Genomic DNA, 13,760 nt, shown 5'->3' with positions numbered 1-13,760 from the left:
AGGTGCCTCCGAATGGTTCCCGAAGCAATCGGCCATCTCCTGACGCTCGGGCTGAAAGCGGACGAAGCAGAAATCTATCTCGACCTACTTTCGTCGGGCCCGGTTCCGCCGGACCGCTTGGCGGACGACACCGGCCGCGACCCCGGCGAGGTGCGCCGCGTGCTGGCGGTGCTGGCCGGGATCGGACTGGCCGGCCCGGTCGACGGACCCGGTTCGCCGATGTCCGCGCTGCGCCCGGAACCGGTGCTGGAAGTGCTGGCCAGGCAACGAGAGGCGGAACTGGCCGGAGCCCGCGCGGCGATGACGCGGCTGTACGAGCAATACCGCAGGCCCGCGGCCAGCTACGCCGCCGACCCGATGGTCGAGGTGGTCAGCGGCACCGCGGCCGCCGAACGGGTGCGGCAACTGGAGCGATCGGCGCGTGCCGAAGTGCGCGGATTGGACTCGCCGCCGTACTACGCCGACGCGGACGCCAACGAGATCGAACTGGAGAACCTGGCGCGAGGCGTCCGCTACCGCGCCGTCTACGGCAGGCTCGCGCTGGAACGCCCCGAGTACGTCGAGGCGAACATCCTGCCCTGCGGCAAAAGCGGCGAGGAGGCCCGGGTGCTGCCGGAGGTCCCGGTGAAACTCCTGATCGTCGACGACTGCGCGGCCCTGTCCGGCGCGGACCGGACGGTGCTGCTGATCCGCTCCTGCGGCCTGTTCGACGCGCTGGCCGGGCTCTTCGACATGTGCTGGCAGGTCGCACTGCCGCTCGGCCTCGCCGCCGACGCCTCCGGTCCCGAAATCCGCCCCAGCGAACGACGATTGCTGGCACTGCTCGCGGCCGGGCTGACCGACGACCAGGTCGCCCGGGTGCTCGGCGTGAGCAGGCGGACGATGTTCCGGTATCTGGAGAACCTGATGGCCCGCACCGGGGCGGCGAACCGGTTTCAGCTCGCACTGCACGCGACTCGGAATGACTGGCTTTCGGTGGACCATCAGCCGGGCGCTTCGGCGGTGCGGTCGGTGCCGTTGTGAGAGCCGCGTGGTTGTTCGGGTTTGGTTGAGGTGGCGGCTCCTTATCTGCGGGATAGGTGGGCCGGTTTCTGTTGGTGCCACGCGACCCGCGATGACTGGTCAGCGGTCAGCCGGGCGCAGTGCGGCTGCGAGTCGGGGTTTTTGCGGCCTGGGTGCGCCTGAATCAACACCGACCGGCGGTTCCAGCCGACCCTGCACGCGAGCCCTCATGACAGGACTCATTCGGGGGCCAGCCGGGCCCCCGCAGCGGACACCACGCCGCCCGGGCGCTCGCCTTCGAGCCGCGGTTCAAGCTCGGGGTCTGCTGGGGAGCGAACTACGACTTCGCCGCCCGCCTGCGCAACCGGGTCGCCGGGAGCGGCGCGCAGCCGTCGGTGCCGCACCTGGTCAACCATCTGATGTGGGTGTTCGGGACGAGTTCGATCGAGGAGTGCGTCGAGGCGACGCGCGACTTCCACCTGCGCGGAATCCTGGACCGGATCACCCAGCCGATCCTGATCACGCACGGCGAGGAAGACCAGCAGATCCCGGTCTCCGACGCGTGGTCCACGTACGAGGGGTGCGTGAACAGTGCGCGCTGGGAACTGCGCCGGTTCACCGCGGACGAGGGCGGGGAGCAGCACTGCCAGATCGGCAACATGTCGCTGGGCACCGACTACATGGCCGACTGGATCGCTGAGGTGCTGGTCAGCGCATGATTTCCTCGACGCTGTCGGCCAGCAGCCGGAGGCATCCCGGCGCTCCGGGGTTGAGCAACAGATCGACGCCGTCGTACTCGTTGAGGAGGCGGACCAGGTCGACGGGACCGGCCGGGCGCCAGCCAGCCGCGCGGACCCGGCGGCGGTGTGCCGGGGCGGTCGTGACGAGCAGACACGGGATGTTGTCCGGCGACGGCGCGATGAGCGGGGCTTTGTCGGTGTCGACGGCCACGGCGAAGGCCGATTCGCGGAAGACGGCGGCCAGTTGGTCGAAATCCGCCTCGTCGCGGGCGCTCAGGCGGAGCACGGCGTCCAGCGGGTCGGTCGGGGAGTCCTCCGCGGCCGGTTCGTAGGACGGGTTGGGTTCGAAGCGGCTGACGGACCCGTCCGCGCGCGCGAGCCAGCCGCCGACCACGGCCTGCGGCGGCGGGCTCGGGACCTCGGCGCCGTCGGCCGTCGACTCCGGATGCCACGCCGGGTCGACCAGCAGCACCCACTGGTCCTCGGACATCGCTGGTCCCTTCTTCGTGTCCGGCGAATTTACCGGGTTTCGTTCAGTCATCGCGGGGGCTTCCTTCCGCCGATGCGGCCAGTTCTGCCAGCTCAGCCAGTTCGGCGGCTTGGCGGGCGGACGCGGCGCGTTCCTCGGCCTGGTACCGGCGGATGGCCGCGGCCGTGTGCCACCGGTCCAGCCAGCCGAGTCCGACGACGCTCAGCCGGTGGAACGTCGGTCGGGTTCCTGGGCCGTCGAGGGCGGCGCGCAGTGCGGTGCGGAACGCGCCCGCGTCCGTCTCGGTCAGCTTCTGGACGGTGGCGGCAAGGTCCCGGGCGTAACGGTCGGGGTTCGGGCGGTCGCCGATCCGGGCGATTTCTTCGAGCAGCAACGCTCGGCCGCCTGGAACGCTCAGAACCGCGTCGAGGGCGCCGTGGCGGTCCAGGACCTCGACGGCCTCGGCGATCCGGGCGACGTCGGCCCCGTCGCGGGTCGCTTCGGCCAGGTCGGAGAGCACTGCGGAGGCGTTCGGCTTGCCCCGCAAGGTGTCGGGCACGCCGTGCAGGTGCAGGGCGGCGTGCTGTTCGGTGAGAGCAGACCGGAGGGGAGACAGTGCGACGAGTTCCTGGGCCGCGGTCCAGATCAGGTCCGGTCGTTCGTGCCGGGCGACGTCCTCGGCGAGGGAAGCGGCCGAGGCGCCGCGGCCGAGTTCCGCGAGGACCCAGCCGAGCAGTTTGGCGGTGCCGTCCCGGTCGCCCAGCGCGATCGGCCCGGCTGGCGGGACCGGGCGGAACCACCAGCGGTGCGTCGCGGTGCGCACCAGCTCTTCGAGCAGCAGGTCCGTACCGTCGAGCAGGTAGTCCGCGGTCGGGTGTTCGGCGGCCGACAGCCGGACGGTGACCGCGTCGGCGGGAAGGTCGCTGCCGTTGGTGCGCAACTCCGCGGTGAACGCACGGACCGCTGCCGGATCGGTGGTCAGATAGGACGGTCCAGGAGAGACGGACACATCGGACGGTGAATAGTGCACCCCGACCGGGCGGCCGTTGTGCACCCAGGGCCGAGGTGTCGCGGGCGCGGGACCGTCGTCCAATCCGCGGAACACCCTTGGCGCGGGACGGAACGAGATCTGGACCGGTCCGTCTCCTTCGGACACCCGGATCTTCACCGGGACGCGGTCGAGCACGTCGGCACCCAACGCGTCAGCGAGGTTCCCGGCCAGCTGGCGCGCCGCGGCGGTGGCGTTCGCCCGCCCGTCCGGCCCTGTTCCGGTGACCTCGATCGGCGGGACCGGACCGTCAGTCGAACGCAGCGTCTCGATCAAGTTCTCCAGCGGCGTATCGGCGACCAGGACGGCGTCGGCGGCGTGCATGGTGGCGGCGCGCTGGACTTCACCGAGGTGGTAATGCACGCGGCTGTCGTCGATGGTCAGCAGCGCACGGGCGGCGGGCGGCAGCGGAACGTCGTGCGCCTTGCCGGTGTAGCTGCTGCGGTCGGTCACGGTCCGCACGAGCGCGGACAGCTCCGGATCGGCTGAGATATACGACAACGCCGCCTGCCATACCAGGTCCGGCTCGGCGTGCCGGCGCACGGCGGGCTCGACCGCGGTCAAATGCAGGTCGCCGTCGCGGTTGTGCAGGCCGCGGACCAGCGTTTGGATCACGCGCTGGGTCAGCTCCAGCGTTTCGAACCGGCCGGACAGCGGGGCCGGATCTCCCTGCGGCGGCAGGAGCCAGCTGTGGTCGCTGTTCATCCGGATCTCCGTCATGCCCGGCAGTTCGAGCGCGGAGTTCAGGCCGATCCGGCGCGCCGTTTCGGTCATCGCGACCGGACCCGAGCGGTACATCACCGACTGCCGGTGCACGCGGCCCATCGGCGTGGCGAAGAAATTCTGGCCGAGCGAGTCGACTTCGCGCGGCATCAGATTCGCTTGCGTCTGCCCGTAGTTGTCCCGCAGCTGGTCCAAATAGGATGCGGCGAACGGATGTCCTTTCGACATGGTGAACGCCGAATTCGCGATGTTCCCGCCGACCCGGTGCACCGCGTAGCCAGCGTCAGATTCGGCGGCGCGGACGACGTCGTCGAGGGCGTGCACGACGTTGTCGCCGTCGGTGTAGAGCCCGCCGAACCGGTGCATCAGCTCCAGCCGCAGGATGTCGCTCGCCGCGGCGAACCCCGGACCGGTTTGCTTGGCCAGTTCGGACAGGTAGAACTCCTGTGTCCGCATGGGATGCTCGCTGGTGAACACCTCGTCCACATTGATCAGCTGGACGCGGTGCTCGCTTGCCCAGCGCAGCATGTCGCGAACGTCGTGCAGCGGGTCCGGGCCTTCTTCCGGCGCGGCGGTGGTCAGCGCCAATTCGGTTTGCCAGCGCGGCACGTCCGTCCACAGCACGGGCACGATTCCGTCGCCGAGCCGGTCCGCCGCGTCGCCGAAATTGCGGCGGAACGCGTGCATGGTGCCGGCGTCCTTGAGCGGGCCGCCCAGCCAGATCGCGTGCATCAGCAGCGGGGTCGAGGTGGTTTTGGCGAGCGGTTCGACATCGCCGGGAGCCCAAGCGGACAGCCGGTCGTCCGGCCGCTCCTTCTCCAGGGTCCATTCGCGGTTGTCGTCGAGGTTGGCGGGATCGAAGTGTTCCCGGCTGAGCTGGTACCCCTTGGTGAGGTCGAGCAGGTCCAGGAAGCTGATGCCCTGTCCGGCGGTGAGGGTGCGGAAGTCGTGTCCGCGCAGGAAATCCGGCGGTTCCGGGGCGCGGTAGAGGCCGAACAGGTCCGGTCCGAGCAGCGGCGCGGGCACCGGGCCGTTGACCGCGGTCCGGCGCAGATCGGCCACCAGATCTTCCGGGGTGGAGTAGTGCGTTTCCTCGGTCGGCTCCCTCGTGGACTGTGGCGAAGGATCGCCGAAGGTACGGAAATGACCGCCGTCGGTGACCGCGGTGAAGCCAGCCGTCGCGCCGATCGCCTTGCCCAGCGTCGCCGAACCCCGGCCGAACAACGCGGGCTTGGTCGGGGCGTGCACTGTGGACGGTCCGCCGAGTTCGCCGAGTGCGCGCTGGAAGTCGTGGGCGAGGCCGCCCGGGCCGGCGGTCTGGCCGGTGCTGCACGCGATCAGCGTGACGGAATGGGTTTGGGCCAGCGGCGCGGCTTGGGCGACGATCCGGGCGAACGTGTCGCCGTTGACCCGCACGGTCTGTCCGCCGAGCAGAGTCACCTTGACCGACTGCTCGCGTCCGTGGGCGAAGACGAAGAGGGAATCGTCGTCCCACGGCGCCGCGGCCTTGTCCGCCCATTCACCGAACCGGCGTCCGGAAAGTTCGGGCTTTGCTCCAGTATCGTTGGCCTGCTTGAGAAGCGGGTCGAACTTCTCCGGTGTCGCGCCTTCCGGAAGCGTGCTGACCGTGCCGGAATTGGTGGCGACCCAGTCCCGTTCGACGCTTTCGGTGTGCTCGTTCGCTGGAAGGAACGAGACGGCGCGAACCCGGCCGGAACCGTCGGTGATCTGGCGGACCTGGATCTCGGAAGGGGCGAAACTGTAGGGCCGATCGGTGTCGGCGTCCCAGCCGGACACCGTGTCGTTCGCTTCGACGGTCCCTTCGCGGTGCTGTTCCGGGGTGTTCTCCGGCGGACGCGGCCAGGTGTGCGCGTTGATCTGGCGGTCCACTTCGGACTTGGCCTGCCACCAGTTCCGCAAAGCCTCGTCGGCCTTCTCGCGGGCCTCCTGGATCCGGTTGGCCGCGTCGTCCTGGCGCGCGGTGTGATCGGTGTGGTTGTTGCGGTATTCGTCCAGCACGGCGAGGATCTGCGCGGCACGGTCCTGCGCGGCCTGCCGCTGCTGGACCAGTTCGGCCTGCTCGTTGCGGATTTGCTGGACCTGCCGTTGCGTGTCCCAGGCCTTCGCGACCAAATCGCTCTGCTCGACAGAACCGGGTTCCTCGCTGAGTGCTAGCGAAAGAAGCTGTTCGTCGAGCTCGTTGAGCCGAGCGATCTCGTCGTTGCCCGTGCGCAGCGCCTGCCCCGCATCGCGAGCTTCATTCTGCGCCGTCTGCACCGCTTGCCGCATTTGCTGCACCGGGTCGCCGTCGACCGGGAGCTGCAGCCCGCGTGCACCGTCGGTCGTGGTGCGCACATTGTCGTTTTCGGACAGCCACGCGTCATCGAAATCGCGCTGTGCCTTTTCGAGCTCTTCCTCCGCGGTGCGCCAATTCTCGGCGGCTTTCTTCACGGTGTCCTGTGCCGAAACGAGCTTGGCCGGCAACGGTTGGCCGAGCGACTGCTCCAGGTCCGTTTCGCTCATCCGCGTCCGCGAGGACTGCGGCACCCGCACCTCGACCGCCGCGGTCTTGCCGTCGACCTTGGCGACGATCCGGTACTCGACGTCGAACCCGACCAGTCCGGTCCGGCCCTTGTCCTTGCCGACGACGGACCGTTGCGCCGCGGCGGTGCTGGACGTCGGATCGCTCCGGCCGATCGGGCCGCGGACGTCGAGCCCGCCCCAGGAATGCGCGTCGCGGCCCGGATCGGTGATGCCGCCGTTCCCGATATTGCCCTGCAGCTCACCGGTGATCGTTTCCTTGGCCTCGCCGGTGAATGTGGACCCGGTTTGGTCCGAGCGCTCCAATTTGACCGAATCGCTCAGTCCGGCCAGATCCGGTTTCACCACGCGGGTGTACACGGTCACCGAGGCGTGGCTGCTCCCGGTGACCGCGGACGAATGCAGATCCGGGGTCGCGAACGGTTTGCCGACCATGTTCGGGAGATGCGCTTGCAGCGTCTCGTTGGTGATCGCGGCCGAAAGCGTGTTGTGCGCGCCGGTGCCAGGTCCGGTGAGTCCGTTGCCCGCGCCTGCCAAACGCAACGCGCGGATCGCGGCAGCGCGCACGTCCGCGGCACCGCGGATTCCTTCGACGGTCGAAGACTTCGGCAGCGGACCGAAACCTTCCTGCTGCCAAGCTGAGAGACGGTCCGGAGTGGACTCCGCGGCGCTGAGTTCGGTCGTCCGCGATCCGTACAGTTTGGTGTGGTACTGCTCGTCGCCGGAGATCTTGAGGTCGTCCGCAGAGGACCGCGACGTCACGGTCGCCTCCTGCGAAGCGACCGGGTAGGTGCGCCCGTCCCGGGCGACGACCAGTTCGAACTGGACCTGGTGCTGGTACCGCGCCGACGGGCCGCTCGAGGACGAGGTCAGCGCCGTGGTCGTCGTCTGGTTCTCGACGGTCTGGTCGCTCTTCGCGCGGGTCCCGGAAGCACCTAGGTACGCGCCGTCGTAACCGCTGACCTTGGCCTGGCTGTCCTGGAACAGACCGCGGCCGGCCCCGCGGACCTGTCCGCCGTAGGACGAACCGCGGCCGGAATTCTTCTTGTCCGTCTGGGTCGCGTTGACGACGTGGTCGACCTCGCTGCCGTCGTGCTTCACCCCCAGGAATTGCGTGTCGAGAATCTTCGCTTTGAGCAGTATCTGGTAATTGTCGGTCCAGAGCACGCCGGGGTCTTGGGCAACCAGGGACACACCACCGTCGAGCGCACTGTCCACCAGGGACGTGACTGCTTCCGGAGAGGCGGTGTCGAGCGTTCGCTGAAGGTTGTTCATCGAATCGTTCAGCACGGATTTCGGCAGCAGCCTGTCGCCGAGCTTGCCGAGCTGCTGCCGAGCGTCCTGCACCAGCTTCGTCAGGTTGGGAGCGTCTTCCAGCACCGCTGAACCGAGCGAACTGGACTTGCCGCCGACCAGCGGCGGCGCCGAAAGCTTGCCCGGCGCCGGGGTTCGCGGCTCGACCGGCGGAAGCAGCCCCTCCGCGCGAGCCTCGTCCTCGGTCATCGACACGAAGACCGAACCCGGCAGCCGGACGTCCGCGCCCGCTCGCGAAATCGACCCGTTGACCAGGCCTTCCTGGCGGCTCTCCGCGATCAGCCGGACGTTCGAGTCGTATTGGACCAGCACCGTGCGACTGTCCGAAGAGGACCGGTTGGTGTGGTCGATGCTCGCGGTGATCTCGTGGGACGAACCGGAGCTGCGCTGCCACGGGCTCCATTTCGCGGTGCCGAAAAGCTGGCCCTGACCGTGCGCGTCGCTGCCGGTCGGCCGCACGGTGAGGCCGAGCTGCACGTTGGCTTCGACGGATTGCTTGTGCGTGCCTTCGTAACTGGCCTTCGAGCCGCCGGAATACGTCCGGTCGCCGCCGCCGGTTTCGGAGACCGCGACGAGCTTCGGATTGCTCAGCGAAATGCCCATGCCGAGGCCGCCGACCCGGTCCGCGACTCGGCGATCGTAACGGAATCCGTTCGCCGTCCCGCCCTGCTTGAGCAGCTTCGGCGTGAGGCCGCGGAAGTTCTCCGGCGAGAACATCCGGTCCACGCGGGCGCGCGCTTCGCTGCCCGGCAGGCCGAGCACGGCATCGCCGCCAGCCGCGCGCTGAAGCTGGCGCAGCGCCTCGTCCCGCAGAGCCTCGGTGTTGGCAAACGCTTCCACGTGCAGGAACTTCGGCGTCGGCTGGTTCTGCTGCTGGGTCAGCAGGTCGTCGATGCTCGGGGTGTCGTTCGGCGCCATCGCGACGACGCCCGGCTTGCCCGGCGTGAATTCGGTCGGATCCTTAGTGAGCGCGGCCCCGTCGTTGAGCCACAAGTCGACTTTGCCGCTGATTTTCGGCAGGCCGGGGTCGCCGGTTTTGGCCACTGTGGACACCTTCGGCGTGACCCGGAACGGCGATCCGGGCGTCAGCCGCCGCACCCACGGCCGGTGGCGGGTGTAGCTGGTGATCTCGACCTCGAATTCGACGTCGTGCTCGAAGACCTGCGAATCCGGGCGTCCGCCCTTTCCGGTCGTCGTCGTGACCGTCGGGCCGCCGGAGTTTTTCCAGGTCCGGTTGTCCGAGTACTGCAGCGGGTTGACGGTCGGGCTGATGCCGAGGTTCGCGACCGCGGTGGCGGCCGGAACGATCACGCGGCCTTCGACGCCGACCGTCCAGCCTCGTTCGGTGGTGGTCGCGCTGGTGAGCGAGGGGCTGGTTTCGTTGCTGTTCTTGACGGAGCGGCCGTCTGCTTGACCGAGGTGCCGACCAGGACCGGGCTTCGCTTTCACCGTGACGTTGAGGTACTCGTCGGTGAACAGTCCTCGCCGCTTCAGTTGCGCTGAAACGCCTTGGGTGAACAGACTGTCCATTTTGCCCCGAAGCGAGGCGACCGAGAACGTGGACGTGATCTTCCGCAGGTTCGCGAACTGCTCGGCGATGTCCCGGCTGGAACCGTGGTCGTCGCTTTGGAATTTGTCCCAGCGGGGCAGGAATGTGTCCGCGCCCGGCAGGTTCCGCAACGCGTTCTCGATCTGTGGCTGGACCCGGGTCGCCGGTTCGAACGATCCGGGCCGGGCCGTACCGGCCGCCATGGCCGCAGCGAGATACGGCGGTTCGTAGCGCGCGCCGACGTCCTTGAACTTTGCCGGAGTGTTTTTCGGAACCGGGAGTCCCTGGGCCTTCGCCTCGGGCAGGCCCATGCGCGTGTACGAAGTGGCCTGGACGTTGGTCGTTTCCCCGTTCGAGGTGGTGACCTGGAGGTCGACGGTCACCTTGTACAGCCCGATGTCGCCCTTCGCGTTCACTGTGGACTTGTTGGTGAAGCTGGTGCCGCTTGTGGACTGTTGGTTGACCTTCCGGGAATAGCTGCCGCTGACCCCGCCGACGCCGCCGACCGCGCCGGGCACATAGGATCCGCCGCCGAAGATCGCATTTACCTCGCCGCCGTATTTGGACGAAACGGTGGTGCTTCCGCCGTTCACCGAGGAGTCGTTGAACCGCAGTTCGCTGTCTCCGGGGATCGTGCCGAGGTATTCGACCTTGGTCGGCCGTGCCGAGAGTTGTACCGCGTCCCGGTGGGCTCCGTGCGGGCTGAGCAGGTCGTTCGATACGGCCGGACTGCCCTGCATCGCGCTGCCGAGCATGCTGCGGACGCCGCCGCGACTGAGGAATTCCCGCAGTGCGGTGCGGCCCGGGGCACCGAATTTCGTCACCGACGGATGGAGTTTTTTGCTTACCTGGTCGAAGAGCGCGTTCTCGTCGAAGTCGACCGCCTCGGGGGAGAGGAATTCGATCTTCTTTGCCCAGTCCGGTTTCGGTTTTTCGGCGCCGACCGTCTTTTCCTGCTTGAGGTTGGCGAGGTCGGTGGAGAGAACCAGTCCGACTTGGCCGTCCACAGTGGAACCGACCAGTCCGCCGGTTTCGTTGCGCACCGTGATCCGGTAGGTCACCGGAGCATCGGCCCGCTGCATGTCGCCCGCCGTGCGGATCACGCGCTGCTCGGTGCCGGTCGTGGTGCCGGTGTGCTCCGCAGAGGGGCTGGCGAGTTGCGCGGTGCCGCCGACGGACGCGTACGGACCGGCCGGGAAGAGGGCGAAGTACGAGCTGCCGACGACCTTCGCGGTGGTGTCGGTGTTCGGGCTGGCGTGGGTGGTTTTGACCTCGTTCTTGACGTCGCCGATGGTCGGCTGCGGGAGTTTGGCGATCTGGTCGGCGGTGACCGCCCCGAAGTCGGGTTCCGCGGTGACGTGCACCTCGTACCACTTCTCGCCGGCGCGCACCATCTGCTTGCGGCCGTCGCCCAGGAAGGATTCGAACTCGGGGCCGGACAGGGAATCGGTGATCGCGTCGATGCCGTGCGTCCGGGGCGGGTTCTGCTGCTTCGGGTTGAGGCGGTGGATGAGGTTTTCGATGCTCGTGCCGACGTCCTTGGCCCCGCGCACGTCGACCGGGACCACGGAGCCGAGCGCGGTGCCGTTGCGGACGAACTCCGGCAGGCGGTCGGCGAGGGGGCGGGTGTCGGGTGCTTCTTCGGGTTCCTTGTCGGTTTGCTCGTCCGCTACGAGGACGGCGTCCTGCTGGGACCTGGTGGGGGCTTGCGGGGTCGGTTCGCCGTCGTGTTCGTGCCTGGGGCTTTGGTGAGATGTCTGACTGGAGCCGGGCTGCTTGGCGCCCTGCGAGGTTGTGGTTGGGGTGTGCGGGTTTGGCTTGGTGCTTGGCTCGGACTGGACGTGGGCGTCTTGGGTGCTGCCGGGCTGCTTGGGGTCCTGCGCGCCTGTGGTGGGGTTGTGCGGGGTTGGCTTGGTGTCTGGCCCGGGCTCGACGTGGGCGTCCTGGCTGCTGCCGGGCTGCTTCGCGTCCTGCGGGGCCTTGATCGGAGTGTGCAGGTTCGGCTTGCTGTCCGGCCCCGGCTCGGGGCGGGGGTTGTCGAGGCGCGGTGGCGGGGTCGGCGCGGGGGAGTCGCCGAGGTGGTGGTCGCGGATGTTCGCGGTGTTCGAGACCTGCTCGATCTGGGCGAGATTGCCCTGGTTGAGCCGCGAATCGTGCCAGGCGTCCGGGCCCGTCACGCCGGGCTGGTCGTCGCGGTTGAAGAGCATTTCGTCGTTGCGGTAGCCGTCGCCGAGGCCGAGGAAGTGCATCAGCTCGTGCGTGACGCCGAAAGGCGAGTCGTGGACGTCCCAGTTGAGCTGGTTCGTGTCCGGAGTGTCCGGGTCCACAGTGGATTCGTGCAGGTTCACCGGGACCCGGCGGCCGGGGTCGGCCTGCCAGCCGGTGTCGTCGGGGTGGAGGTCGTCGGCGACGCGGACGTCGAGGCGGACGTGCAGCTGGTCGCCGCCGGGCAGCCGGGAGGACTGGTTGACCCAGTCGTCGAGGTGGGCCTGCAGGTTCTGGACGAACTGTTCCCGCTGCGCGGGCGAGACCGAGCCGGAGTGCGAGGTCAGGTCGATCGGAATGGTGTGCTCGCGCACCCACTGGCCGGGCGCGATCTCGAACCGGCGCACGTCGAAGCGGATGTGCGCCATCGCGCCGGCGAGCTGCCCGCCCTTGAGTCCCGCGCGGTTGCCGGTGAACTGCTCGGCGATCTTCTTGATCGGGTCGAACCGCTCCGAGGAAAAGCGCGTGACCGGTGCAGTGTCGCGACGCCCGTGCCATTCATTCGGCCCCGGGAGGCTCTTCTCCGGTTTTGGCTGCGGATTCGCCGGTGCCGCGTTCTTCGGCGCAGCGGCCGGAGTGTGGCTAGTCGCGGGACGGTTGCCGCTGAGGTTGTCGACCAGCGCTTGCCGGGTGGCGAGTGTCAGATCGGCGAGCTTCTTGCCGTCGTCGACGTTCTCCTTCATGCCCTTGACCAGCGAAGTCCGCTCGTTCTTGGGCAAATTCGCGACAACCTCGGAAAACACCTCCGGCCGTTTCGGCATTGGCCCGCCCGGCGTGATCCCGTCGAACGCGGCTTTCGCGGCGATCTTCGCCAGATTCGGGTCGAGAGTCGTGTGATTTCCGAGATAATGGCCGATCTGGTCGGACCAGGTCGTTTCGTTGGCGTGACTCTGCGTCAGCGCGGTGATGCCGTTCGGATCGGTGCCGAGTTTGCCCGCGATGCGCGATCCGTCGGTCTGAATGGCGAGCTCGGACGAGAATTTCGCGATGGCCGCCGGGTGGTCGCTGTATTGCCAGCTCGGGTTGCGTTGCGACAGGACCGAATCGACCAGCCCCTGGCCTTCCTTCGCCCCATAATCGAAGTGGCCCGTGTTCGGGTTCTTGGTGCCGAACGTCGCGTCGTTTTCGAGCTTGTTGCCCTGCATCCGGATGAACGTGTTCGGCTCCGGAAAATAAACCGCCCGGGAATCGACCCCAGCCAATGCCTGTCGAACATCAAGATCCAGTTGCGCGGCGCGGTTCGCGAGGTCCCCGTCCCCGGGCCGGACCTGGTAACCGCCGCTGACCACCTCCGGCGGACCTTCGGGATTCTGCCGGACCGCGGTGTTGACCGCGTCGAACAGCGGCCCGCTGGGGGTGTCGAGCGAATGGACGTCGGCGTCCCCCGTGTGCAGGTAGACCTCGTTGTCGCCGCCGTTGTCGCGGATCTGCTCCGTGAGCTTCTCGGTGACCGGATTCCGGACGATCGTTTCGCGGATCCCGCCGTACGGGATGGTCTTCTGGTCGATGACGGGGTTGCTCGGGTGTTTCCAGGTGAACCCGATTACCGCTACCGGGAAGCGGTTGTTCCAGGTATTCTGGAAGTGCTGGATTTTCTGCGTGATGGCTTGTTCTGTGCCCGGTGTTCCGTTGAGCCCGATGACGAGGGCGAACCGTCCGTCGGCGGAGTTGCCGGTGAACCCGGTCGCGTACTTTTCCGCGATGGCTTGGAGATCGTCGTTCGGAGTCGCGGCGACGGTGGCTACTACGCCAATGCTGTCGTGATTGCCTTCGTTGCGGGTGCCGAGGTCGCCGATGATCCCGGTTTCGTGCACGACGGTGACTTTGAAGTTCTTGAGGTGCTGAGCGAAGTCCCCCTTGCCGCCGGTGACGGGCGGCTGCTTGCCGACGTTCGGTCCAGGCCCGGTGGCGGGCTTTTTCGGTGCCGCGACTGGGGTGTGGAGGCTGCTTTGGGGCTTTGCCGGGGCGGCTGGCTTCTTGGGCGCCGCGATGGGGGTGTGGAGGTTGCTGCTCTGCGGGTTCGCTGGGGTAGCTGGCTTTTTGGGTGCGGCGATGGGGTTGTCGCTCTGCGGGTTCGGCTTTTCGGGAGCGGGGGGTTTGCCGCTCTGT

4 protein-coding genes are annotated in these 13,760 nt (G+C 68.1%); 2 read left to right on the top strand and 2 right to left on the bottom strand.

What is annotated here, in order from left to right; translation table 11 throughout:
- Positions 1 to 12 precede the first annotated feature (12 nt).
- Both SSMG_RS24990 and SSMG_RS24985 read left to right on the top strand, forming a co-directional pair.
- Positions 13 to 1,023: a helix-turn-helix domain-containing protein gene (locus SSMG_RS24990; RefSeq protein ID WP_009080601.1), complete on the top strand. Its 1,011-nt coding sequence runs from the start codon at positions 13 to 15 to the stop codon at positions 1,021 to 1,023.
- Positions 1,024 to 1,397: 374 nt separating this feature from the next.
- Positions 1,398 to 1,721: a S9 family peptidase gene (locus tag SSMG_RS24985; RefSeq protein ID WP_009080600.1), complete on the top strand. Its 324-nt coding sequence runs from the start codon at positions 1,398 to 1,400 to the stop codon at positions 1,719 to 1,721.
- On the opposite strand, the gene SSMG_RS24980 is transcribed toward SSMG_RS24985, so the two are convergent.
- Both SSMG_RS24980 and SSMG_RS24975 read right to left on the bottom strand, forming a co-directional pair.
- Positions 1,711 to 2,283: a type VII secretion system-associated protein gene (locus SSMG_RS24980; protein ID WP_009080599.1), complete on the bottom strand. Its 573-nt coding sequence runs from the start codon at positions 2,281 to 2,283 to the stop codon at positions 1,711 to 1,713. The genes SSMG_RS24985 and SSMG_RS24980 overlap by 11 nt on opposite strands.
- Positions 2,276 to 13,465 carry a TcdA/TcdB catalytic glycosyltransferase domain-containing protein gene (locus SSMG_RS24975; protein ID WP_037714777.1) on the bottom strand — a complete coding sequence of 3,730 codons (11,190 nt, stop codon included), beginning with the start codon at positions 13,463 to 13,465 and terminating at the stop codon, positions 2,276 to 2,278. Before SSMG_RS24975 ends, SSMG_RS24980 begins: the two co-directional genes overlap by 8 nt.
- Between the last annotated feature and the right edge of the window lie 295 nt (positions 13,466 to 13,760).

Origin of the sequence: Streptomyces sp. AA4 (genome assembly GCF_000158875.1) — a bacterium.
Taxonomy (GTDB): Bacteria; Actinomycetota; Actinomycetes; order Mycobacteriales; family Pseudonocardiaceae; genus Amycolatopsis.
Note: the sequence above shows the minus strand (reverse complement) of the source record. Positions and strands in the feature narration are given on the sequence as shown.